This window comes from Rhizobium leucaenae USDA 9039 (assembly GCF_000426285.1).
Classification (GTDB): domain Bacteria; phylum Pseudomonadota; class Alphaproteobacteria; order Rhizobiales; family Rhizobiaceae; genus Rhizobium; species Rhizobium leucaenae.
Genome location: NZ_AUFB01000021.1, coordinates 84,516 through 109,020 on the forward strand (window position 1 = coordinate 84,516; position 24,505 = coordinate 109,020).

Here is a 24,505-nt window from a genome sequence, read left to right on the forward strand (position 1 = left end):
AGGGGCCGCCTAGCTACGATGGCTGGCCTCCTCGCTGTGCCCGGATTACCTCAATGCGCCTCGTCCCAATTGTGAGCCGCGCGCGCGTCCACCTTCAATGGCACAGACATATCAACTGCCGGCATGGCGGCATTTTCCATCACCGAGACGATGATCGGCGTCGTGCGCTCGACATCGGCATCCTCGACTTCGAAGATCAGTTCGTCATGCACCTGCAGCAACATGCGCACGCGATCGGCGAGGCCCGCGGCCGCAAGCGCCGGCTCCATCTTGATCATGGCGCGGCGGATGACGTCGGCCGCCGACCCCTGGATCGGCGCATTGATCGAGGCGCGTTCATTGAAGGCGCGCACGGACGGATTGGAGGAGCGGATTTCCGGAAAATGCACGCGGCGGCCGAAGATGGTTTCGACATAGCCCTTGTCGCGCGCTGCTGCTTTAGTGCTTTCCATATAATCGCGGATACCGGGGAAGCGCTCGAAATACCGTTTGATGTAATCGCCGGCTTCCGAACGCTCGATTGAAAGCTGGTTGGCAAGACCAAAGGCGGAAATGCCGTAGATGATACCGAAGTTGATCGCCTTGGCGCGGCGGCGCACTTCGCTCGGCATCCCTTCGATCGGCACGCTGAACATTTCCGAGGCCGTCATGGCGTGAATATCGACGCCATCGGCGAAAGCCTGTTCGAGCTGCGGGATGTTGGCGACATGCGCCAGCACACGCAGTTCGATCTGGCTGTAGTCGGCCGAGATCAGCTTGTGACCCGGCGTCGAGATGAAAGCCGTGCGAATCTTGCGACCTTCGGCGGTACGAACTGGAATGTTCTGCAGGTTCGGTTCGGAGGAGGACAAGCGCCCGGTCGTGGTCGAGGCCAGCGAATAGGAGGTGTGGACGCGTTTGGTCTCGGGATGGACATAGCCCGGCAGCGCGTCGGTATAGGTGGATTTCAACTTGGTGAGCTGGCGCCAGTCGACGATCTTGCGCGGCAACTCGAAGCCGGCGGCTGCCAGATCTTCCAGCACTTGCGCCGAGGTCGACCATTGCCCGGTCTTGGTTTTGCTGCCGCCGGCAAGGCCCATCTTGCCGAAGAGAATATCGCCGAGCTGTTTCGGCGAGCCGATGTTGAAGCGCTCGCCGGCGAGCGTGTAGATCTCATCCTCGAGGGCGGCGGCACCCTGCGCCAGCTCGCCGGAGAGGCGCGACAGGATCTGCCGGTCAATGGTGATGCCGCGCTCTTCCATATGGGCAAGAACCGGCACTAGCGGCCGTTCCAGACGCTCATAGACGGTGGTGAGCTTTTCCGCCGCCAGCCGCGGCTTCAGCATCAGCCAGAGCCGCAGCGTCACATCGGCATCTTCGGCGGCATAGGCGGTGGCGCGGTCTATATCGACAAGATCGAAGGTGACATTGGATCTGCCGCTGCCGGCGACATCCTTGTAGGCGATCGGCTTGTGGCCGAGCCAGCGCTCCGACAGGCTGTCCATGCCGTGTACTGCATTGGCGCCGCCATCGAGCACGTAGGACAGCAGCATGGTGTCATCGAAGGCCTTGAGCTCGATGCCATAGCGCTTCATCAGCAGATAATCGTATTTCAGGTTCTGCGCGATCTTGAGGACGGAGGCGTCTTCGAGCAGATCCTTCAGCCGCGGCAGGGCGTCGCGGAGCGGAATCTGATTGTCCACCAGCCCGCCGCCGAGCAGATCGCCAACGCCGTTCTTGTGCCCGAGCGGCACGTAAGCGGCGCGGATGATCGCACCGGAGGGATCGTTCCGGTTATCGGCGATCGCCATTGAAAAGCCGACGATTTCGGCCTGCATCGCGTCAAGCGAGGTCGTCTCGGTATCGAAGGCGACGATGCCGGTTTCGCGCGCGTCCGCGATCCACTGATCGAGGGCAGCCACATCGCGGATGGTGACATATGTCGAATGATCGATCGGCGCGGTGGCGAAGCTTGCCGCCCGCGCCCTGGCGAGTTCGACTGGCTCGGCGGCGCTTTCCGATGCCATCCGCGCCTTGACCACCGGTGCGGGCACGGAGGCACCCTCGACCCTTACCTCGCTGCCGCCAACGAGATCGACATTTTTAGCGACGTCGAGGTCGGGACCATGCGCTGTGTCGCCCCACTCGACCTTGACCTCGGATGGTTCGATCGCAGCCGCATCGCAATCGCAGGCGTCGGCGACGCGGCGCGTGAGCGAGGTGAATTCCATCGCCTTCAGGAAACCGATCAGTTTCGGGCCGTTCTGCGATTCGAGCACCAATGCCTCGAGCGGCAGTTCCAGCGGCACATCGGTCCTCAGCGTCACCAACTGCCGGGAAATGCGGGCCAGCTCGGCATTGGCGATGATGTTTTCCCGGCGCTTCTGCTGCTTGATCTCGCCGGCACGGGCGAGCAGCGTGTCGAGATCGCCGAACTCCTCCAGAAGCTGCGCCGCCGTCTTCGGACCGATGCCGGGAATGCCGGGTACGTTGTCGATGGAATCGCCGGTCATGGCCTGCAGGTCGATCATCTTTTCCGGCGGCACGCCCCACTTCTCGATGACATCGGGGATGCCGATCTGCTTGTCCTTCATGCTGTCATACATGTGGACCATCGGGGTGACGAGCTGCATCAGATCCTTATCGGAGGAGATGATGGTGACGTCGGCACCGATCGCCTCGGCCTGCCGGGCATAGGTGGCGATGATATCGTCCGCCTCGAAGCCGTCGGTTTCGATGCAAGGCAGGTTGAAGGCACGCGTCGCCTCGCGGATGAGCCCGAATTGCGGGATCAGCTCCTCCGGCGGTGCCGAGCGGTTTGCCTTGTAGGCGTCGTAGACATCCTTGCGGAACGTCCTCGAGGAATAGTCGAAGATGACGGCAAAATGGGTCGGCGTGACGCCGACCGAAGTATCGCGCGCCGAGGTCAGCAGCTTCCACAGCATATTGCAGAAACCGGAGACAGCGCCGACCGGCAATCCATCGGATTTGCGCGTCAGCGGCGGCAGGGCATGAAAGGCACGGAAAATGAAACCGGAGCCGTCGACGAGGAAGAGATGATCACCTTTTTTCATGGCAACATGGATAGCGTGGCACGTCTCCAACGTCCATATAAAGTTCCATCAGGCGCTGTGCGGACGGGCCAAATTTCTCACTCAAACGTTACCAATTTTTAATCAATCTAATCTGCGGATTCCCTTGAAAAACCATATTTTGAGCCACATCTGATACTCACCGGCGATTGATTACGCCGAGGGTCTGGCAACCGGCCTGTCCCCCGCCATGTCAGACTTGGACAAAGGCCTATCCCCCTCTCCGGGCCTTTGTCCCCCCTTTGAAGCCGCCATGGCCCCCCCTCCAGCCATGGCGGCTTTTCTATTAGAATTCATTTACATAGACAGAAAAACAAACCACAGAATATTACCAGAATTTAACCCGCATCCGACGCAATCCACCCAAGATTTGATGATTGTTTTACTCCGAAATACGGGCATACTTGCAATCATGGGATTTAATCGTTTGGACTCTGCGGCTTACCTTGCCAGTCAGATGGCGAAGGGATTTGCCCGCTCGTTGCAACAACGGGCGGCGGGGCTTGGTTTTTCCCCCGGCCAATTTCCGATCCTGATCGAGTTGTGGTCCGAAGACGGCCTGACGCAGAAGCAATTGCTGGAGCGCGTCGATATCGAGCAGGCGACGATGGCTAATACGCTGTCGCGCATGGAACGCGACGGGCTTGTCGAACGGCGGCCACATCCATCCGACAAACGCGCGCAACTGGTGTTCCTGACAGGCAAGGCCAGTGCCATGCAGACCGAAGCCGTCGAAGCGGCGATGGCCGCGGACAAGGAGCTGTTTCGAGGTTTCCGCACCTTCGAGCGCGAGCTGCTGCTCGAATATATCAGGCGCATCCTGGAAAACGCCAAGCATCTCTAGCTCCGCGCGGCTCGTCCAAGTGACGGTGCATTCGGAAATTTTCGGTTTTCCCGCCTCGAAACCGGACTGGCTTTGGTCTATCGTCCGGCCAATTTTCACGTAAGGAGTCGGATATGACCGATGTATCGCCCGTTCTCGACCGTGCGGATCAGAACCTTCCGTCCAGTCTCGATAATCTGTTCGAACTGCTGCGCATCAAATCCATCTCGACCGATCCGGCCTTCAAGGCCGAATGCCGCAAGGCGGCGGAATGGCTGGTCACTTACCTGACCTCGCTCGGCTTCACCGCTTCCGTGCGCGACACGCCCGGCCATCCGATGGTCGTTGCCCATCACGATGCGGCGAGTGCCGATGCACCGCATGTGCTGTTCTACGGCCACTACGACGTGCAGCCGGTCGATCCGATCGAGCTTTGGGAGAGCGATCCCTTTGCGCCTGCGGTCAAGGACCTGGGCAATGGCCGCAAGATCCTGACCGGCCGCGGCACGTCCGATGACAAGGGCCAATTGATGACCTTTGTCGAAGCCGTCCGCGCCTACAAGGAAACCAAGGGTGCTCTTCCGGTCCGCATCACTATCCTGTTCGAAGGCGAAGAGGAATCCGGCTCCCCGTCGCTGAAGCCTTTCCTCGAAGAGAACGCCGCCGAGCTGAAGGCGGACTATGCGCTGGTCTGCGACACCGGCATGTGGGATGGCGATACGCCGGCGATCTCGGCGGGCCTGCGCGGCCTCGTCGGCGAAGAAATCATCATCAATGCCGCCGACCGCGACCTGCATTCCGGCATGTTCGGCGGCGCGGCCGCCAACCCGATCCATATCCTTACCGACATTCTCGCCGGCCTGCATGATGAGACCGGCCGCGTCATGCTCGACGGCTTCTATGACGGCGTCGAAGAGACGCCGGCCAACATTAAGGCTTCCTGGGAAACGCTCGGCATGACGACGGAAAAATTCCTCGGCGGCGTCGGCCTCTCCATTCCCTCGGGCGAAAAGGGCCGTTCGGTGATGGAGCTCACCTGGGCGCGGCCGACGGCTGAGGTCAACGGCATCTCGGGCGGCTATACCGGCGCCGGCTTCAAGACCGTTATCGCCGCCAAGGCGTCGGCGAAGGTATCGTTCCGCCTGGTCGGGCAGCAGAACCCAGACGCAATCCGCGACAGTTTCCGCGCTTATGTGCGCTCAAGGGTTCCGGCCGATTGCTCGGTGGAATTCCATGCCCATGGCGCCTCACCGGCAATCCAACTGGCCTATGATTCGCCAGTGCTGACCAAGGCGAAGAATGCTCTGTCAAACGAATGGCCGAAGCCGGCTATCGTTATCGGCATGGGCGGATCGATCCCGATCGTCGGAGACTTCCAAAAGATGCTCGGCATGGAATCCCTGTTGGTCGGTTTCGGCCTTGCGGACGATCGCATCCATTCGCCGAATGAGAAATACGAGCTGAGGTCCTATCACAAGGGCATCCGCTCCTGGATTCGCATTCTCGACGCGCTTGCCGCTTAAATCTTTCAAACGAGGACGCGCGAACGAGATCGCGCGTCCTCCGCCATTTTCCGCCACGTATTGCCGACGTGGCCGGCATCAAGATTGTACCACCCGCCTCAATTTGCATTCGACAAAGGCCGCCATTTCTTGTAGGCCTGATTAAACGATTAATCATTTCACTTATTCACGGGCAAACACCAGATGGGATCCGCGCGCCTCGGCCCCAATCTCACCAGGATCGCCGCCTCGCTCGGCATCTCCGTTGCCACGGTGTCCAACGCGCTTTCCGGCAAGGGACGAGTCTCGGTCGAACTGGCGGAGCGTATCCGCGCAACGGCGGCGGCGCTCGGTTATGTGCCGAGCCAGGCAGGCCGCGCGCTGCGGACCGGGCGCAGCGGCGTTCTTGGCCTGGTTCTGCCCGATATCTCCAATCCGCTTTTCCCGCAGATCGCCCAGGCGATCGAACATTCCGCCGCCGTCGCCGGCTATGGTGTGCTGATCGCCGATTCGCGCGGTGATATCGGCATGCAGTCCGAAGCGATTCAACGGCTGGTGGAACGCGGTGTCGACGGAATGGTAATCGTGCCGCGGCGCGGCACGCGCATTGCCGATGCCGGCTGTCCCGTGGCCGTCATCGATACACCCTCGACACCCGGCAATACGGTTTCCGCCGACCACTGGCAGGGCGGGCGCGAAATCGCCAGGCATCTGCGCAATCTCGGGCATCGCAAGATCCTGTTGATCGGTGCAAGCAGCGCCTCCAGCGTGCAGAACGACCGCATCGGCGGCTTCAAATCCGCCCTCGATGCAACGACCATAAAGACCGAGGTTCTCTGGATCGAAAAGCTGGAGGAACGGGACGGTCCCGGCTGTCTGCTGGGATTGGCGGACAAGGTGCAGCAGGGATTTACGGCCTTTGCCGCCGTTTCCGACCTGCATGCCCTGCGCGCGCTCACCGAATTGCAGCGCGCCGGCATCGCGGTGCCGGACAGCGTAAGTGTCACCGGCTTCGACGACCTCATCTGGTCGCCGGTCGTAACCCCCGCGCTTACCACAATACGCATGGATATAACGGCGATTGCCGAGATCGCCATCACCGCGCTGGTCAGCGCCATCAACAATGGCAAACCAATCAAAACGATGAGGCCAGGCGACGCGTCTGCGGACGAGCCGCTGCCCGGCAACCGGCTTGTCATCGCAGAGAAATCCCGCGTCCCGATGCAGCTTGTCGTCCGTCAATCCTCCGGCCCGCTCAGACTGGCAAAAACGAAACTTTCAGCGGAGAACTCCTGACATGAAACGATTGCTTCTAGCTTCCGCCACTCTGCTCGCTTTCTCATCGCTCGGCCTACAGGCAGAGGAACGGACGCTCACCATCTCTGTCTATGCCTTCGCCCAGGACGATTACAAGAAGCTCGTCTACGATCCTTTCGAGGCCAAATGCGACTGCAAGCTGGTGGTCGAAACCGGAAACAGCGTGGAGCGTCTTGCAAAAATGCAGGAAAACAAGGCCAATCCGGTTGTCGACTTGGCAGCCGTCTCCATGGCGGATGCGCTACAGGCTTCTCGCGCCGGCCTGATCGACAAGATCGACACGTCGAAGCTCAGCAATTTCAACAAGCTCTACGACGTCGCCAAAGACCCGAACGGCGATGGCATGAGCGTCGGCTATACCTTCTATGCTACCTCGATCGCCTATCGCTCGGACAAGATGAAGATCGATTCCTGGGCCGATCTTCTCAAGCCGGAATATGTGGGCCATGTCGCATGGCCGAACATCACTACCAATCAAGGTCCGCCGGCTCTCTATATGCTGGGCTTCGCGCTCGGCAGGAATACGCCCGACCTCTCTGCCCCGATCGCCGCCATCGGCGAGCACAAGGGCGATATCGTCACCTTCTATGAAAAATCCTCGCAGCTCGTGCAACTGATGCAGCAGGAGGAAATCTGGGCCGCGCCGATCGGCCGCTTCTCGTGGACGGGCTTCACCAAACTCGACGTGCCCGTCGCCTGGGCAACGCCGAAGGAAGGCCAGACCGGCGGCATGAACGTGCTGGTCATCACCAAAGGCTCGAAGAACCAGGATCTAGCCCTACAGTTTATGGATTTCTGGCTCTCGACCGAGGTGCAGACGGCGCTTGCCGCGAAATTCGTCGACAGCCCGGCGAACAAGGAAGTCAAACTGCCCGGCGAAGTCGCCAAAAACCTGACTTACGGCGAAGACACGGCAAAAAGCCTGAAGCTGATTCCATCCGCTGTCGCCCTAGACCAGCGCAATGGCTGGGTCAAGGAATGGAATGACAAGGTCGGCCAATGAAGCCATATCGAACGATATCCCGGAGCGCAGCATCGGGATATCCCTCCCGCTTTTTCAAAGGTTAGCCTCGATGTTCCAGAATAGGGCCGAAGCTCTGGCGCTTGCCCTGCCCGCGGCGGTCTTCGTCGCGGTGGTCTTCCTCGCGCCGGTGCTCGTCCTGCTCTCGGAGGGCTTTCACATCGCCTCCAACGGCTGGACTCTTTCGGCCTATACCGGCTTCTTCTCCGAGGCTCTGAATCGGACAGTCTTCCTTCGCACCTTGCGGCTCGGCGTCGAAGTTACCGTCGTTTCCGCCGTCATTGGTTATGCCAGCGCCTTCGCCATCGTCAACCTGCCGCCGAAGGGCAAGGGCCGCCTGGTCGGCCTAGTCATCCTGCCGCTGATGATCTCGCCGGTGGCGCGCACCTATGCCTGGATCGTCATTCTCGGGCGCACCGGCATCGTCAACCGGGCTGTCCAGGGTCTCGGTTTGAGCAACGAGCCGCTGCGCCTGCTGTTCAGCGAGACCGCCGTCTTCATCGGCCTTCTGCAGCTCTTCCTGCCGTTGATGATCCTGTCGCTGATCAGCGCGCTGGAAAACATGCCGAAGGACGCCATTCCTGCCGCGCGCGTCCTTGGCGCCAACTGGTTCCAGGTGTTCTGGAAAGTGGTGCTGCCGTTGACGCGCGAGGGATTGGTGATCGGCGGCACGCTGGTCTTCACCGGCTCGCTGACGGCCTATATCACGCCGGCCATTCTCGGCGGTTCGAAAGTACTGATGCTGGAGACGCTGCTCTATCAACGCATTTCAGTCTCCAACGACTATGTTTCCGCGAGCGTCATCGCCTTCATCCTCATCGTCATGAGTTTCGGCGCCAATCTGGTGCTGAAGCGGCTCGCCACTGCGAGGAACCGGGCATGATGCGCCGCCTGTTCTCTCCGCTCGTCCTTCTCCTGCTGCTGGCCTTCCTGATCGGACCTTTCGTCATCATCGTCGCCGCGTCTCTGTCCGGCGGCGAGACGCTGGCCTTTCCGCCGCAGGGCCTTTCGCTGCGCTGGGTGGCAAAAGTCTTTACCGTCGACAGCTTCCGGGAAAGCTTCGCCATGTCGATGTTTCTGGCGATCGGCGGCACGCTTTTGGCACTGATCCTCGGTGTTCCCGCGGCTTACGCGCTGTCGCGATACAGACTGCCCGGCGGCGAAACGGTCCGCACGATGGTCTCCCAACCGATCATCGTGCCAGGCATCATCGTTGGCCTGGCAATCCTGCGCTATCTCGTCGTACCCTTCTCCTTCGACATCACGCTGGCGCTATTCTTCGCGCATACGGCTTTGGTGCTTCCCTATGCCGTGCGTGTAGTCTCGGCCAGCCTCAACAATCTGCGCTCCGATATGGAAGAGGCGGCGGTGCTGCTTGGTTCGTCGCGACTCGGCGCCTTTTCCCGCGTGGTGTTGCCGAATATTCGCAGCGGCGTGCTCGCCGCCTTCGTCCTCGGCTTCGTGACCAGCTTCAATCAGGTGCCGGTATCGCTGTTTCTCGCCAGGCCGGGCGTACAGACGCTGCCGATCGACATGCTCGGCTATATGGAAACGACCTACGATCCTTCCGTCGCTGCATTGTCGGCGCTGCTCGCCTTCCTTTCCATCGGCATCGTTTTCCTTGCCGAACGTTTCCTAGGATTTTCCCGCTATGTCTGACCCCTCCTACCTCACGCTGGACAGGCTGACGCTCGCCTATGGCGACACGGTCGCGGTCAAGGACCTCGACCTGTCGATCGGCAAAGGCGAACTTGTGGCCCTGCTCGGTCCCTCCGGCTGCGGCAAGACGACGACGATGCGGGCGATTGCCGGGCTGCTGACGCCTGCTTCCGGCAAAATCAGCCTCGACGGCGCCGACATTACCCGCGTTTCCGCCAACAAGCGCGCCGTCGGCCTGGTCTTCCAATCCTATGCGCTGTTTCCGCACCTGACCGTCTATGAAAACGTTGCCTTCGGCCTACGTCTCAAGGGTATGCGCGGCAATGATCTCGTTGACCGGGTCGGCGCGGGCTTGAAATCCGTCGGTCTAGCCAGCTTCTCCAGCCGAAAGCCCGGCGAACTGTCCGGCGGCCAGCAGCAGCGCGTGGCACTGGCGCGGTCGATGGTGATGGAGCCGAAAGTCTTGCTGCTGGACGAACCACTGTCGAACCTGGACGCCCGCCTGCGCCTGGAAATGCGCACCGAGCTGCAACGGGTGCAGAAGGAAACCGGCGTGACGATGATCTTCGTCACGCATGACCAGGTGGAGGCGCTGGCGCTTGCCGACCGCATCATTGTCATGGTGAACGGCGGCATCAAGCAGATCGGCACGCCGGAGGATATTTACAACAGGCCGGTTTCGGCCTTCGTTGCTAATTTCGTCGGCTTCGAGAATGTCTTTGCGCTGGAGAACGGCAGGGTGAAAACGGCGAACGGCGCCATTACGCTTTCGTCCCCTGCGCCCTCGTCTGCGGCGGGCCTGGCCTGGCGGCCGCGGGCGGTGGTCCTCGGTTCAGGTCCTTTCCGGGGTACCGTGCGCGGCACGTCTTTTGCCGGCGACAGCCGCGAATATCTGCTCGACACGCCGCTCGGGCCGATCAAAGCCGAAGTGGACGCGGCCGCGGCCGTTCACGCCATGGGCAGCGAGCTCGCCTTCGACCTGCCGGTCTCAGCCGCAGCTTCGCTTGCAAAACACGGATAGGGCCATGGGGATCTGGATCGATACCGATATGGGCTTCGACGATATCGCCGCCATTCTGGTGGTGGCGCATTCGAGCCTCGAGATCGACGGCGTTTCGCTGGTGAGCGGCAATGCGCCGCTGGCGCAGGTGCGCCACAACGCCGCCAGCGCCGCTGCCGCTTTCGGCTGGCAATTTCCCATCTACACGGGTCGTAAATTGCCGGTGCTTTGCAAGCTGGAAACGGCGCAACGTGTTCTCGGACAAAGCGGCATGCCAACCATGGGCAAGAGCCTGCCGCCGGCAAATGAATTGCCATTAAGCGATGCCTTCACCGCCCTCTGTGACTGGCTGCAGCAAGGCACGGAGCCGAGGCGCATCATCGCGCTCGGGCCGCTCACCAATATCGCTGCACTCGCGCTGGCCCGGCCCGACCTCGCCGCCCGCATCGACGAACTCACCTGGATGGGCGGCGGCGTGACCTCCGGCAACCATACGGCTTCCGCCGAATTCAACGCCTATGCCGATCCGGAGGCGCTTGCCATCGTGCTCGCCCATCACCTGCCGCTGCGAATAATCGATCTCGATATCTGCCGAAAGGTCCTGGCGCGGGCGGATGATGTCGATCTTGTGCGCCAGGCCGCCGGCAAAAACGCCGAACTGCTTGGCGATCTTCTCGGCGGCTATGTCAACATTGGCATCAGCCGCGGCCGTCCTGCCATGGCGATCTATGATCCGACCGCTGCCGCCGTCTTCATCGCGCCCGAGATCGCCACGCTTCAGCATGCCCGGATCGATGTCGAGCTGCAGGGGCGGCACACCCGCGGGCGCACCGTCGTCGAAACACGCGCGTCACATGCGGAGTTTAACGCTCATTTTGCCGCCGAGATCGATGCCGACATGGCGCGCGTCATCATTTTCGGTGCGTTGATCAACGAGGCACGCCGATGATCCGACATTCCCCAAGCGAGCCCGCCGATCTCCATTTGCCCGACCTGCGCGCGCGTGCGGTCGCTGCTGCCCGCGGCGATGCGCCTTTCGACCTGCTGATCGCGGGTGGCCGTCTGGTCGACATGGTGACCGGTCAGATCCGGGCCGCCGATATCGGCATCGTCGGTGCGCTGATCGCGAGCGTCCATGCGCCGGGCGGCCGAACGGACGCCACCAGCACGATCGACGCCGGCGGCGCCTTTCTCTCTCCCGGTCTGATCGATACGCACATGCACATCGAAAGCTCGATGGTGACGCCGGCGGCCTATGCCGAAGCCGTGTTGCCGAATGGGGTGACGACCGTCGTCTGGGACCCGCATGAGTTCGGCAATGTGCATGGTCTCGACGGCGTGCGCTGGGCGATCGAGGCGACACGATCGTTGCCACTCCGCGTGATCCCGCTTGCCCCTTCCTGTGTGCCCTCCGCACCTGGGCTGGAGCTGGCGGGTGCCGATATCGATGCTTCCGCCATGGCCGGCATGCTGGCATGGCCCGAGATCGCCGGCCTTGCCGAGGTCATGACCATGCGCGGCGTCATCGACGGCGATCCGCGCACGAGCGCGATCGTCAATGCCGGGCTGCAATCCGGCAAGCTCGTCTGCGGCCATGCCCGCGGGCTGGAAGGCGCCGATCTCAATGCTTTCATGGCAGCCGGCATCACCTCCGACCATGAGCTGACCTCCGGCGCTGATCTGCTCTCCAAGCTTTCCGCCGGCATGACCATCGAGCTGCGCGGCTCGCACGACCACCTGCTCAGGCAATTCGTCGAGGTCATCAACAATCTCGGCTTCATGCCGCAGACGGTAACGCTCTGCACCGACGACGTTTTTCCCGACGAGCTGCATTTCGACGGCGGCCTGGACGACGTCGTCCGTCGCCTGGTGCGCGACGGGCTGAAGCCCGAATGGGCATTGAGGGCAGCGACGCTGAACGCCGCCACGCGGCTCGGTCGCAACGATCTCGGCCTGATCGCCGCCGGACGCCGCGCCGATATCGCTCTTTTTGAAGACCTACAGGATTTCAAAGCGAAACAGGTGATCGCCAATGGCAGGATCATTGCCGAGGCCGGCAAGGTCATCGGCATGATCGCTCATCTCGATACCACAGCGCTACAGAATTCGGTCAAGCTCGCGCCTCTCGGCGAAGACGATTTTCGTGTGCCGGCCGCCGGCAATCGTGTGCGCCTTGCGACGATCGACCAGCCGCGCTTCACGCAATGGGGCGAGGCGGAGGCCGATGTCGCGGACGGATTCGTCGTGCCGCCCGCCGGGACCACGATGATCGCCGCCGCCCATCGTCACGGCAAGGCGGACGGACGACCGCGCGTCGGCTTTCTCACCGGCTGGGGCGAATGGCGCGGTGCCTTCTGCACGACGGTCTCGCATGACAGCCATAATCTGACGGTTTTCGGCGGCAATATTGGCGATATGACGGTTGCCGCCAACGCCGTCATCGCCGCTGGCGGAGGCATGGCTGTTGCTTCGAATGGTCAAGTCGACATGCTGCTGCCCCTGCCCCTCTCCGGGTTGGTGACCACTGCGTCCCTCGACGAAACCGCCCTCGCCTTCCGCGCCATCCGCAAGGCGATGGAAAAAATCGTCACCTGGCGACCGCCTTACCTCGTCTTCAAAGCCTGCTTCGGTGCGACGCTCGCTTGCAACATCGGGCCGCACCAGACGGATCGGGGGATTGCTGACGTGGTGACGGGGCGGGTGTTGGAGACGGCGGTATTGCCTTCTTCCACTTGAGTAGAAGGTGCCCGCCCTTCGACAAGCTCAAGAGAGCGAGGAGCGGTAGTTCTGGGCGCGCACGTGAAGAGCAATCCTTACGGTGCAACGCCCCCTCAACCCGAGCTTCGCTCGACCTTCTCCCCGCTGGGGCGAAGGTGTTTTCATTGAGATCGGGCTTCGACAGGAAAGAGCCTATCAGCCTACCACATCGAAGACATGCGCCTTGCCGAGCACGCTGACGTGCACGGTGCTGCCGATCTCCGGCAGGCCGACGCTGGAACTTTTGATGGTGAGGGGTGCGGCGCCTGTGGCATTGGCAAGGGCAAGCGTCACTGTGCAGACGGCACCGCCGAATTCGACATCGATGACATTACCGGCACATTGGGTATCGGAGGCAGTGCCGTCGATCATGCTGAACCGTAACTGCTCGGGCCGCAGCATGATTTCCGCCCGGCCCCGGCGACCGTTGGCATCCGTTGGGATGCGGCCAAGCACACAATCGGCGAAGCCATCGCCCAGCTCGGCCGGCAGCAAAATGGCGTCGCCGAGGAAGGTGGCAGTCTCGCGGTCGCGGGGGTTGAGATAGAGCGTTTGCGGCGTTCCGGCCTGCACCAACTTCCCCTCGCGCAGCACCGCCACCTGATCCGCGAAGGAAAGCGCTTCCGCCTGGTCGTGCGTTACCAGGATCGTGGTGATGCCGGCATTCTGCAAGACGCGTGCGACGGCCTTGCGCATGTTTTCGCGCAGGCCCGTGTCGAGCGCGGAAAAGGGTTCGTCCAGCAACATCAGCCTCGGCTTGCGACCGAGCGCGCGGGCAAGCGCGACACGCTGCTGCTGGCCGCCGGAGAGCTGGTGCGGGCGGCGATCGAGCATGCCGCGATCGAGTTCCACCATGTCGATCAGCGCGTTGATCTGTTCCGCGCGGTCCGCTTGGCCCCGCTCCATGCCGAAGCCGATATTCTCCGCCACGCTCAAATGCGGAAACAATGCGCCATCCTGCGAAACGATGCCGATACCGCGGCGATGGGCGGGTACGACAGCCGGCCCATCCGCCAAGACCTGACCTTCCAAAGCCACCTGGCCGACATCCGGAGTCTCGAAACCGGCAATGATGCGTAGCAGCGTCGTCTTGCCGGAGCCCGACGGGCCGACGACCGCTGTGCGGCTGCCGGCGGCGACCGTGAGATCGATGTTATCAAGCGCGTGCACCGGGCCATAATGCTTGCCGATGTTTTTAATCGCCAGAAAGGTCATTGTCCGGCCGTCCGCTTGGATTGTGCATAGAGAAGAAGAGTGAGCGGCAGCGACAGCACCACCATCATGAAGGCGTAGGGCGCGGCGGAGACGTAGTCGATCTCGCTGGTGAGCGACCAGAATTTCGTCGCCAGCGTCTCCGTGCCGTTGGGCGACAGCATCAGCGTCGCCGTCAATTCGTTGGTGATGCCGAGAGCGACAAGGGCGACGCTCGCCGCAAAACCGGGAGCGGCAAGGCGCATGGTGATCTGCCGCACGGCCTGGCTTGGCGTGCGTCCCAACGCCATGGCGGCACGTTCGAGCTCGACCGGGGCCTGGGCGATGCTGGAGCGCAAGCCGACCAATGCGCGCGGCAGGAACAGCAGGACATAGGCGAGCAGCAGTGTCGCGAAGGTCTGGTAAAGCGGCAGCACGAGCCGCACGGTAATCGACACTAGCGCCAGCGCCACCACGACGCCCGGCAGCGAGCCGACATAATAGTGGCATGCTTCTAGGATGCGCTGCAGCCGGCCCGGCGCGCGCACCGAGAGCCAGGCCATGGGCGCGGCGGCGAGGGTCGCGAGCAAACCGCCGGCAACGGCAAGCACGATCGTCTGCAGCAAAGCCGAGCCGACCGTATCCATCCGCCAGATGCCGGCGCCGCCGAGATAGAGCCAGCGCCCCAGCGTCACGAAGGGCACGCCGAGGGTCAGCACGGCCGCTGCTAGCGGCAGCGCAACGGCCGGAACGACGAACCAGCCGAGACGGCGGCGGTCCGCCGGGCGGGCTGCGCCGGAGCCCACACGGGCGTAACGCTCATTGCCGCGCACCAAAACCTCGATGCCGAGCAGCAGCAGGCAACAGAAAACGAGAACGCCGCCGAGCATGTTGGCGGCCGGGCTGTTATAGGCGGATTGGAACTGATCGACGATTGCCGTCGAAAAAGTATCGAAGCGGATCATCACATAGAGACCATATTCCGCAAGCAGGTGCAGGCCGATCAGCAGCGAGCCGCCGCAGATGGCAAGGCGAAGCTGCGGCAGGACAGCGCGGAAGAAAACCCGCCACGGGCCAAGGCCGAGCGAGGCGGCGGCATCCTCGATCGCCGGATCGAGGCGGCGCAACTGTGCGGCCACCGGCAGATAGAGGAAGGGATAATAGGCAAGCACGGATACCAGCACGCCGCTCCAGAGCCCACGCATGCCCGGCAGCAGACTGACCCAGGCATAGCTGTGCACGAAGGCGGGCACGGCAAGCGGCGCGACCGCCAGCCACGACCAGATGCGGGCACCCGGGATATCCGTACGCTCGGTCAGCCAGGCGAGCGTAACGGCAAGCACGATGCAGAGCGGTATGGTACAGACTTCGAGAAGGACCGTATTGGTCAGCAATTCGCCGACGCGCGGGCGGAAAATGAGCGCGATGACTTGCCTCCAGCCGGTGTCGGCCGTGATCCAGACGATGAAGCCGAGCGGCACTAGGCTCAGAAGCGCGACGACGGATGCAAGGGCGATGACGGAAGCGTGCGGAACACGGCCACCGGACGCAGCGGTCAACGGAGGCAATCGCAGTGCAGCGGCCTGACCGGCCGGCGCGGCATATGTGTTCTTCTGCAGCAAGTCTTAGCTGCCTTTCACGCCCTGAAATAGGAAGACAACCGCCACCGGGAGGCGATTGCCGGGATCGAAATGGCCGAATGGCCATCCGCATGCCCCTAGCAGGGCATGCGGACCGGATGCAAGGACTTAGATCAAACCCGCTTCGGTCATGAGTTCGGTCACCTTCTTGCTGTTCAGCTTGGAAGGCTCGACCTTCGGCGCCTGCAGCTCGGCAAGCGGCACCAGCTTCGGGTTCGACTGAGCGCCGTTGCCGACGGCATATTCATAGGAATCGCCGTCGCGCAGAACGGCCTGTCCGCCCTTGCCGGTGATCCACTTCAAAAACGCCTGCGCTTCCTTCTTGTGTTGGCTGGAGGCGAGGACGCCGCCGCCGGAAATGCTGACGAAGGCGCCCGGATCCTGGTTCTTGAAGTAGTGTAGCGCGACGTTCTTGCTGTTTTCGCCCGTCTTCGCCTGATCGCCGAACCAATAATAGTGATAGATGACGGCGCCCTGGATTTCGCCGGCATTGACCGCCTTCATGGCAACGCTGTTGCCCTTATAAGGAGTCGCGTTTTGCTTAAGTGCCTTCAGCCAGGACTTCGTGACGTCCTCGCCCTTCAGTTCAAGAAGCGCGCTGACGATCGCCTGGAAGTCGGCGCCGGCGGGCGATGCGCCCCAGCGGCCTTTCCAGGCGGGATCGGCGAGGTCGAGCAGCGACTTCGGCAGATCGCTTTCCTTCAGCTTGGTCTTGTCATAGGCGAAAACCGTGGAACGGGCGGCAACGCCGACCCAATCGCCATCAGCCGCCTTGAAGGTTTCCGGCACCTGCGCCAGCGTATCGGCATCCACGGGTGCAAAGAGCTTCCTGGCGTCGACAAGTGCCATGCCGGGGGAATTTTCGGTCAGGAACACGTCGGCGGGAGATGCAGCACCTTCCTCGACGATCTGATTGGCGAACTGCATGTCGCTGCCGTTGCGGATCGTCACCTTGATGCCGGTTTCCTTGGTGAATCCATCTGCCCAGGCCTGCGTCAACGCCTCATGCTGCGCATTATACACGACGATGCCTTCGGATTCGGCGGCATTGGCCATCAGCGGCGCAACCGTAAGACCTGCGGCAAGCACCAAGGCGCTGGTGAGATGGGTAAAGGAAAAAGTCATAGGCGTCCTCTCGCTGAAACCCGTCCGTGACGGTGGTGCGGTAGCCTATATTTTTCTTGACTATCTTTTTCAAGTTTCAGTGCGCCCTTTTTTATCACAAAAGTTTGAAAAGTGAGTCAAGATTTAGGTTCGTTCGCCGGCGAGGCTCCGCCAAGCACGAAAAAGCCGCGGCGCTCTCACGCCGCGGCTTCTAGGTGTTCGAAAAGATCCGATCAGTTGTCGCGCGTTTCCAGCGTTTTGCTGAAGAAGATCGCAACGAGCGTGCAGACCACACCGGAGAGCAGATAGAGGCTGGTATAGACCAGACCGAACTGGCTGGAGAGGGCAAGCGCCACGAAGGGCGCGAAGCCGGCGCCAATCAGCCAGGAGAGATCCGAGGTCAATGCCGAGCCGCTATAGCGATAGTTCCGGCTGAAGCGCGAAGCACTGGCGCCGGCAGCCTGGCCGAAGGAGAGGCCGAGCAGCGTGAAGCCGAGGACCACATAGATATGGCGGCCGGTGACACCGCCATCGAGCAGCCAGGGTGCGACGAAAGCAAAGATCGCAATCAACACGGCGCCCACGGCAAGCTGGTTGCGGCGGCCGATACGGTCAGCAAGCAGGCCGGAACAGACGATCGCGACGATACCGCAGATCGCACCGAGGAATTCCACCAACAGGAACGAACCGGGAGACTGTGCGCTATAAAGCGTTACCCAGCCGAGGGGGAACACCGTGACCAGATGGAAGGTCGCAAAGCTTGCCAGCGGCACGAAAGCGCCGATGAGCACGTCGCGGCCATGAACGCGCAGAAGCTCCGTCATCTTGACCGGCTCCAGCTCATGGCGCTCCAGCAGCGCACCGAATTCCGGCGTGGCGACGAGGCGCAGTCGGGCAAACAGCGCGACGACATTGACCATGAAGGCGCAGAAGAACGGATAGCGCCAGCCGTACTCCAAGAAATCGACCGTGGAGAGGCTCATGGCGAAATAGGCGAACAGAGCGCTTGCCAGCATGAAGCCGGTCGGCGCGCCGAGCTGCGGGATCATCGCATACCAGCCGCGGCGATCGGTCGGCGCATTGAGCGCCAGCAGCGAGGCAAGACCATCCCAGGCGCCGCCGAGCGCAAGGCCCTGGCCGATGCGCAAGAAGGCGAGCAGAACGATCGCGTAGACGCCGACTTCGCTGTAGCCGGGCAGGAAGCTCATCGAGGCCGTGGACCCGCCGAGCAGGAACAGCGCGATCGTAAGCTTAACGCCGCGGCCATAGGTGCGGTCGATCGCCATGAAGATGAACGAGCCGATCGGGCGAGCGATGAAGGCAAGCGAAAAAACCAGGAAGGAAAGCAACGTGCCCCGCAGGGGATCCGCGAAGGGGAAGATCAGCTTCGGGAAAACCAGGACGGATGCGATGGCGTAAACGAAGAAGTCGAAGAACTCGGACGTGCGACCGATGATCACGCCGATGGCAATATTACCGGGATCGACAGTACCGCGAGCATGCATCTCGCGCGCATCGCGTTCCAAACCTGCGGACGTTGGATTTAATGATTCATGCGTGGCGCTGACCATATACGGGAGCCTCCCTCTCCAGACGCGAACTCGCGTAGGAATAAGATGTTTATCAAACTTACGAACTTATCAAGTCTCCGTGCATGGAATAATTCGCAAATTAGCTGATGGATCCGGGCTAATTCCGCCTTTTGCCGACACAATGCCGGCTCGGCGTGTTGCCGGCCAGTAGCCATATCCGCCGATGTCTTTATATTAGCCGCGGCAAAGGCACCTGGCCATGGGAAAACCTGCTGGATTTCTCAGGATTTTCCCGATAGGGGAGGTTGCGCTCGATACCGCAATGCACCCAGGCTTGCTGCGGTGCGACGAAACACCTCATACCGTTCATGACCGCCGTCCTTTAGTCGCGGTATGGTCAATAACAAAAAGAGCTTTGAGACGTGCCAAGACTATCGAAGATTTTCAGCCGCTTATCCGTCCTGCCGCTCATCTTGCTGCTTTCGGGCTGCAATATGGTGGTCATGGCTCCCTCCGGCGACATCGCCGTGCAGCAACGCGACCTTATCGTCGTCTCGACCGTCCTGATGCTGTTGATCATCGTACCGGTGATTTTCCTTACGCTGTTGTTTGCCTGGAAATACCGCCAGTCGAACACGGCGGCAGCCTATGATCCGGACTGGCATCATTCGACTCGCCTCGAATTGGTGATCTGGTCGGCCCCGCTCGCTATCATCATTGCGCTCGGCGCGGTGACCTGGATCAGCACCCACCAGCTCGACCCCTATCGGCCGCTCGATCGCGTCGACGCCGGCAAGCCGGTAACGACCACGACGAGGGCGCTGAATGTCGAAGTCGTGGCACTCGATTGGAAGTGGCTGTTCTTCTACCCAGATCTCGGCATCGCAACAGTCAACGAACTGGCAGCGCCGGTGGATGCGCCAATCAACTTCAAGATCACCGCCTCCTCAGTGATGAATTCCTTCTTCGTTCCGGCACTTGCGGGCCAGATCTACGCCATGCCGGGCATGGAGACGAAGCTGCACGCTGTCATCAACAAGCCCGGCGAGTATCAGGGCCTGTCCGCCAACTACAGCGGCGCCGGTTTCTCGCATATGCGGTTCAAGTTCCATGGTCTGAGCAAAGCCGACTTCGACCAATGGGTCCAGAAGGTCAAGAGCCAGGGCACGGCCCTCGGACGTCCGGAATATCTGGCGCTCGCCAAGCCGAGTGAAAAAGAGCCGGTGCGTTACTTCAATGCGGTCGATGAAGGCCTCTATGACGCAATCCTCAATATGTGCGCCGATCCCAGCAAGATGTGCATGGGCGAGATGATGCATATCGATGCCAAGGGCGGTGCCGGCAAGGACAGCCAGGAAAACCGCGAGCGCCTGATCTACGACAACCGCGATGCCGATGCGGTCGAAGTCACGCCCGTCAAGGCTGACGGCGGCGCCGGGCAAGCCATGCAGCATGGAGATGACTCGATGCAGGGCATGGGCTCCATGCAGGGCATGGATATGGGCAACGGCTCTTCTTCCGATTCGTCGACCGGTTCGGCGCAGCATCAGGGTCACTGATCCGGTGCGCTCAATAACAAGACATTCATAAGGGACAGAGGAAATCCATGTCTTCCAACCCGGACCTCTACAAATTCATCTTCGGTCGGCTGACGCTCGATTCGATTCCCTATCACGAGCCTATCCTCGTCGTGACCTTCATCGGCGTCGCGATCGGCGGCATAGCGCTTCTCGGCCTGCTGACCTATTTCCGCCTCTGGGGCTATCTCTGGAAGGAATGGTTCACCAGCATCGATCACAAGAAGATCGGCATCATGTACGTCGTGCTGGCGCTGATCATGCTGCTGCGCGGCTTCTCCGATGCGCTGCTGATGCGTCTGCAGCAGGCGATCGCCTTCAACGGATCCGAGGGTTATCTGCCGCCGCATCACTACGACCAGATCTTCACCGCCCACGGCGTCATCATGATCTTCTTCGTGGCGATGCCCTTCGTCACCGGCCTGATGAATCTCGTCGTGCCCCTGCAGATCGGCGCGCGCGATGTCTCCTTCCCGTTCCTCAATAACTTCTCGTTCTGGATGACGACGGCAGGCGCGATCGTCATCATGATCTCCCTCTTCATCGGCGAATTCGCGAAGACCGGCTGGCTGGCCTATCCGCCGCTTTCCGGCATCGCCTACAGCCCCGACGTCGGCGTCGATTATTACATCTGGGGCCTGCAGGTCGCGGGTATCGGAACGACGCTCTCAGGCATCAACCTCGTCGCCACCATCGTCAAGATGCGCGCACCAGGCATGACCTTTATGAAAATGCCGGTCTTTACCTGGACGTCGCTCTGCACCAACATCCTGATCGTTGCGAGCTTCCCAATTTTGACCGCCACGCTCGCGCTGCTCACCCTTGATCGTTACGCTGGTACGAACTTCTTCACGAACGACCTCGGCGGCAATCCGATGATGTATGTCAACCTCATCTGGATCTGGGGCCACCCGGAAGTCTACATCCTGGTCCTGCCGGCCTTCGGCGTCTTCTCGGAAGTCGTTGCCACCTTCTGTGGCAAGCGCCTCTTTGGCTACGCCTCGATGGTCTACGCCACCTGCGTGATCATGATCCTCTCCTACCTCGTCTGGCTGCACCACTTCTTCACGATGGGCTCGGGCGCCAGCGTCAATTCCTTCTTCGGCATCACGACGATGATCATCTCGATCCCGACGGGTGCGAAGCTCTTCAACTGGCTGTTCACGATGTACCATGGACGCATCCGCTACGAAGTGCCGATGCTGTGGACCGTCGGCTTCATGGTGACCTTCACCATCGGCGGCATGACCGGCGTCATGCTTGCGGTTCCGCCGGCCGATTTCGTGCTGCACAACTCGCTGTTCCTGATCGCCCACTTCCATAACGTGATCATCGGCGGCGTGCTCTTCGGCATGTTTGCGGGCGTCAACTACTGGTTCCCGAAGGCCTTCGGCTTCAAGCTCGATCCTTTCTGGGGCAAGATGAGCTTCTGGTTCTGGCAGATCGGCTTCTGGTTCGCCTTCATGCCGCTCTATATCCTCGGCCTGATGGGCGTTACCCGCCGCGTGAGCCAGTTCGACGATCCGTCGCTGCAGATCTGGTTCATCATCGCAGCCTTCGGCGCCGGGCTGATCGCTATCGGCATCGCCTGCTTCCTCATCCAGCTCGTCGTCAGCTTCCTGAAGCGCGAAGAGCTTCGCGACGTGACCGGCGATCCCTGGAACGGCCGTACGCTGGAATGGTCGACCTCGTCGCCGCCGCCGGCCTACAACTTCGCCTTCACGCCGATTGTCTACGATCACGACGCCTGGTGGGACATGAAGAGCCGCGGCTATGTCAGGCCGACCGAAGGCTTCATCCCGATCCACATGCCGAAGAATACCGGCACGGGCATCATCCTCGGCGTTCTCTCCATCGCCTTCGCATTCGGCATGATCTGGTACATCTGGTGGCTCGCCGCCATTACCTTCGCCGCGATGATCATCATTACGATCGGCCATACCTTCAACTATAAGCGCGACTTCCATATCCCCGCCGACGAGGTCGTGAAGACCGAGAACGAGCGTACGAAGCAGCTCGCAGGACAGGTATAAGACCCATGACGACTCAAACCATGCCAGCTCTGAAAGATGGCGAAACGCCCGCCTTCTACCTGAAGGAAGAGCATCATCCCGAAGGCAGCACGATGCTGGGCTTCTGGATCTACATCATGAGCGACTGCCTGATCTTCGCGGTGCTCTTTGCGACCTATGCCGTGCTCCGCCACAACTATGCAGCCGGTCCTTCGCCGGCCGACCTGTTCGAGCTGCCGGTCGTCGCCCTCAACACGACGATGCTGCTGCTCTCCTCCATCACCTATGGCTTCGCCATGCTGATGATGGAAAAGAACAACAAGTCGGGAACGCTGTTGTGGCTGGCGATCACCGGTCTCTTCGGTGCCGCCTTCATTTATTTCGAACTCAATGAATTCTATCACCTGATCCTGGAGGGCGCCGGCCCGCAGCGCAGCGCCTTCCTGTCGGCCTTCTTCACGCTGGTCGGCACGCACGGCCTGCACGTCACCAGCGGCCTCGTCTGGCTGGTCACACTGATGGTGCAGACAAGCCGGCACGGGCTCATTCCCGAAAACAAGCGCCGTCTGATGTGCCTGTCGATGTTCTGGCACTTCCTCGACGTCGTCTGGATCGGCGTATTTTCCTTCGTCTATCTCATGGGAGTTCTCGGATGAGCTCGAACGCCAATCCTTCGCATCATTCCGCCGACGCCCATGGCCACCACCATGGCGGCCACGAGGCCGGTCACGGCACGTTCAAGAGCTACATGACGGGGTTTATCCTCTCCGTCATCCTCACTGCCATCCCCTTCTGGCTGGTCATGGCGAAGGTCTTCTCCGATCCGACCGTCACCGCGGCGTTGATCATGATCTTCGGCGCCATCCAGATCATCGTGCACATGATCTATTTCCTGCACATGAACACCAAGTCGGAAGGCGGTTGGAACATGATGGCTCTGATCTTCACCATCGTGCTGGTGATCATCGCGCTCTCCGGCTCGCTCTGGGTCATGCACCACCTCAATTCCAACATGATGCCCATGTCGCCCGACATGATGCGCAACATGCCGTAAGATCGAGCGGCGGGCCTTCTGCCGAAGGCCCGCCCCTCTTCCACCGGCGCTTGCTTCCGCCGGACGCGTGATTTTCAGCGAAGAAATTAAGACCTCCCGAAATCATGCGACAGCGCGTCCCCGGAGACCAGCGCCATGACCGACATTTCCTCGAACACCTCTCACGGCAAGCCGCGTTCCATGCTTGCTCTTGCCATCTGGGTGCTGCTGCTCCTGCTCTTGACCGCACTCCTCATCGGCCTCGGCACATGGCAGGTGAAGCGGCTGCATTGGAAGCTCGATCTGATCGCCCGCGTCGATGCCCGCGTGCACGCGCCGCCCGCGGCCGCCCCCGGCCCGGCGGAATGGCCTGCGATCGACGCCGCCGGCTACGAATACAAACATGTTCAGGCAACCGGCACCTTCCTCAACGACAAGGAAGCGCAGGTCTATGCCTCGACCGTGCTCGGCCCCGGCTACTGGGTGCTGACGCCGATGAAACTGGCCGATGGTACGATCATCATCGTCAATCGCGGTTTTGTGCCGGCCGACAAGCGCAATCCGGATACCCGAGCCGCCGGCGAGCTTTCCGGCGAGACGACCGTCACCGGCCTGCTGCGGATGAACGAGCCGAAGGGCACGCTGCTGCGCTCCAACGTGCCCTCGGAAGAGCGCTGGTATTCCCGCGACGTTACGGCGATCGCCGCGGCACGGGGCCTGCAGAACGTCGCACCCTATTTTATCGATGCCGACGACAAGAAGAACCCCGGCGGTCTGCCGGTCGGCGGCCTGACGCAGATCGTCTTTCCCAACAATCATCTGGTCTACGCTATCACCTGGTACGGGCTTGCCGTGATGACATCAGGCCTTGCCGCCTATCTCATCTATTTCGAGCGGCAGCGGGCGAAGGCGAGCCGCTAGAGCGTTTCTGATTTTATTTGAATCGCGGATTCCCTTTTGTTGTCGAATGTGATTCAAGATGCTGGCTGAGAGGAGGTCAGCATCGATGGTCGCACCTCTTTCGAATGATCTGCGTGAACGTGTCGTGGGCGCTGCTGCGGCGGGAGAGAGCTGCCGCTCGGTGGCGGCGCGGTTCGGTGTCTCGGTCTCATCTGTCGTGAAGTGGTCGCAGCGCTATCGCCGCAGCGGCTCCGTCGCGCCCAGTCAGATGGGCGGGCATCGCAAGCGTCTTTTGGAACCGCATCGCGCTTTCATAGCCGAGCGGATTGCTCAGAGCCCGCAGATCAGCCTGCACGGCCTCAAGGA

The 24,505-nt window shown here is 61.3% G+C and carries 20 protein-coding genes; 15 read left to right on the forward strand and 5 right to left on the reverse strand.

Annotated features, from left to right (window positions below; all coding sequences use genetic code 11):
- Positions 1 to 50: 50 nt before the first annotated feature.
- Positions 51 to 3,053, reverse strand: a complete 3,003-nt coding sequence (gene polA / locus K290_RS0125325) for a DNA polymerase I (protein WP_028754447.1) — start codon at positions 3,051 to 3,053, stop codon at positions 51 to 53.
- A gap of 445 nt (positions 3,054 to 3,498) precedes the next feature.
- On the opposite strand from polA, the gene K290_RS0125330 reads away from it, so the two are divergent.
- The 9 genes from K290_RS0125330 (at position 3,499) to K290_RS0125370 (ending at position 13,129) form a co-directional block, all read left to right on the forward strand.
- Entirely contained in the window at positions 3,499 to 3,915 is a 417-nt protein-coding gene (locus tag K290_RS0125330) for a MarR family winged helix-turn-helix transcriptional regulator (protein ID WP_028754448.1), read from the forward strand.
- Between the two features lie 113 nt (positions 3,916 to 4,028).
- Positions 4,029 to 5,417 (forward strand): M20/M25/M40 family metallo-hydrolase, encoded by a 1,389-nt coding sequence (locus K290_RS0125335; RefSeq protein ID WP_028754449.1) that lies wholly within the window; start codon positions 4,029 to 4,031, stop codon positions 5,415 to 5,417.
- A 183-nt stretch (positions 5,418 to 5,600) separates the two neighbouring features.
- Positions 5,601 to 6,692, forward strand: a complete 1,092-nt coding sequence (locus K290_RS0125340; RefSeq protein WP_028754450.1) for a LacI family DNA-binding transcriptional regulator — start codon at positions 5,601 to 5,603, stop codon at positions 6,690 to 6,692.
- A 1-nt stretch (position 6,693) separates the two neighbouring features.
- Complete coding sequence (locus K290_RS0125345; protein WP_028754451.1) at positions 6,694 to 7,716, forward strand: ABC transporter substrate-binding protein; 1,023 nt, start codon at positions 6,694 to 6,696, stop codon at positions 7,714 to 7,716.
- Between the two features lie 70 nt (positions 7,717 to 7,786).
- Positions 7,787 to 8,617 carry an ABC transporter permease gene (locus tag K290_RS0125350; protein ID WP_028754452.1) on the forward strand — a complete coding sequence of 277 codons (831 nt, stop codon included), beginning with the start codon at positions 7,787 to 7,789 and terminating at the stop codon, positions 8,615 to 8,617.
- Entirely contained in the window at positions 8,614 to 9,393 is a 780-nt protein-coding gene (locus tag K290_RS0125355) for an ABC transporter permease (protein ID WP_028754453.1), read from the forward strand. The genes K290_RS0125350 and K290_RS0125355 overlap by 4 nt, the downstream gene beginning before the upstream one ends.
- Complete coding sequence (locus tag K290_RS0125360) at positions 9,386 to 10,414, forward strand: ABC transporter ATP-binding protein (RefSeq protein ID WP_028754454.1); 1,029 nt, start codon at positions 9,386 to 9,388, stop codon at positions 10,412 to 10,414. Before K290_RS0125355 ends, K290_RS0125360 begins: the two co-directional genes overlap by 8 nt.
- A gap of 4 nt (positions 10,415 to 10,418) precedes the next feature.
- The gene (locus K290_RS0125365; RefSeq protein ID WP_028754455.1) at positions 10,419 to 11,342 is read left to right on the forward strand and encodes a nucleoside hydrolase; all 924 of its coding nucleotides are present in this window, start codon (positions 10,419 to 10,421) and stop codon (positions 11,340 to 11,342) included.
- Entirely contained in the window at positions 11,339 to 13,129 is a 1,791-nt protein-coding gene (locus tag K290_RS0125370) for an adenine deaminase (RefSeq protein ID WP_028754456.1), read from the forward strand. Before K290_RS0125365 ends, K290_RS0125370 begins: the two co-directional genes overlap by 4 nt.
- 177 nt (positions 13,130 to 13,306) lie before the next feature.
- Here the strand turns inward: K290_RS0125370 and K290_RS0125375 are convergent, their stop codons facing one another.
- The 4 genes from K290_RS0125375 to K290_RS0125390 all read right to left on the reverse strand — a co-directional run bounded on the left by K290_RS0125375 (position 13,307) and on the right by K290_RS0125390 (position 18,656).
- Positions 13,307 to 14,365 (reverse strand): ABC transporter ATP-binding protein, encoded by a 1,059-nt coding sequence (locus tag K290_RS0125375; protein WP_028754457.1) that lies wholly within the window; start codon positions 14,363 to 14,365, stop codon positions 13,307 to 13,309.
- Positions 14,362 to 15,963, reverse strand: a complete 1,602-nt coding sequence (locus K290_RS0125380; RefSeq protein ID WP_028754458.1) for an ABC transporter permease — start codon at positions 15,961 to 15,963, stop codon at positions 14,362 to 14,364. The genes K290_RS0125375 and K290_RS0125380 overlap by 4 nt, the downstream gene beginning before the upstream one ends.
- A 126-nt stretch (positions 15,964 to 16,089) precedes the next feature.
- On the reverse strand, positions 16,090 to 17,106 hold the full coding sequence (locus tag K290_RS0125385; protein WP_028754459.1) for an iron ABC transporter substrate-binding protein: 1,017 nt from the start codon (positions 17,104 to 17,106) through the stop codon (positions 16,090 to 16,092).
- A 212-nt stretch (positions 17,107 to 17,318) separates the two neighbouring features.
- Positions 17,319 to 18,656, reverse strand: a complete 1,338-nt coding sequence (locus tag K290_RS0125390; protein ID WP_028754460.1) for an MFS transporter — start codon at positions 18,654 to 18,656, stop codon at positions 17,319 to 17,321.
- Positions 18,657 to 19,039: 383 nt separating this feature from the next.
- On the opposite strand from K290_RS0125390, the gene cyoA reads away from it, so the two are divergent.
- The 6 genes from cyoA to K290_RS0125420 all read left to right on the forward strand — a co-directional run.
- The gene (gene cyoA / locus K290_RS0125395; protein WP_028754461.1) at positions 19,040 to 20,176 is read left to right on the forward strand and encodes a ubiquinol oxidase subunit II; all 1,137 of its coding nucleotides are present in this window, start codon (positions 19,040 to 19,042) and stop codon (positions 20,174 to 20,176) included.
- A 47-nt stretch (positions 20,177 to 20,223) separates the two neighbouring features.
- Positions 20,224 to 22,227: a cytochrome o ubiquinol oxidase subunit I gene (gene cyoB / locus K290_RS0125400; protein WP_028754462.1), complete on the forward strand. Its 2,004-nt coding sequence runs from the start codon at positions 20,224 to 20,226 to the stop codon at positions 22,225 to 22,227.
- Between the two features lie 5 nt (positions 22,228 to 22,232).
- Positions 22,233 to 22,862: a cytochrome o ubiquinol oxidase subunit III gene (cyoC, locus tag K290_RS0125405; protein ID WP_028754463.1), complete on the forward strand. Its 630-nt coding sequence runs from the start codon at positions 22,233 to 22,235 to the stop codon at positions 22,860 to 22,862.
- Entirely contained in the window at positions 22,859 to 23,260 is a 402-nt protein-coding gene (gene cyoD / locus K290_RS0125410) for a cytochrome o ubiquinol oxidase subunit IV (RefSeq protein WP_028754464.1), read from the forward strand. The genes cyoC and cyoD overlap by 4 nt, the downstream gene beginning before the upstream one ends.
- Before the next feature lie 135 nt (positions 23,261 to 23,395).
- A complete protein-coding gene (locus K290_RS0125415; protein WP_028754465.1) occupies positions 23,396 to 24,160 on the forward strand; it encodes an SURF1 family protein in 765 nt (254 codons plus the stop codon).
- An 85-nt stretch (positions 24,161 to 24,245) separates the two neighbouring features.
- The coding region (locus K290_RS0125420) for a helix-turn-helix domain-containing protein (RefSeq protein ID WP_028754466.1) at positions 24,246 to 24,505 on the forward strand (260 nt) is incomplete at its 3' end.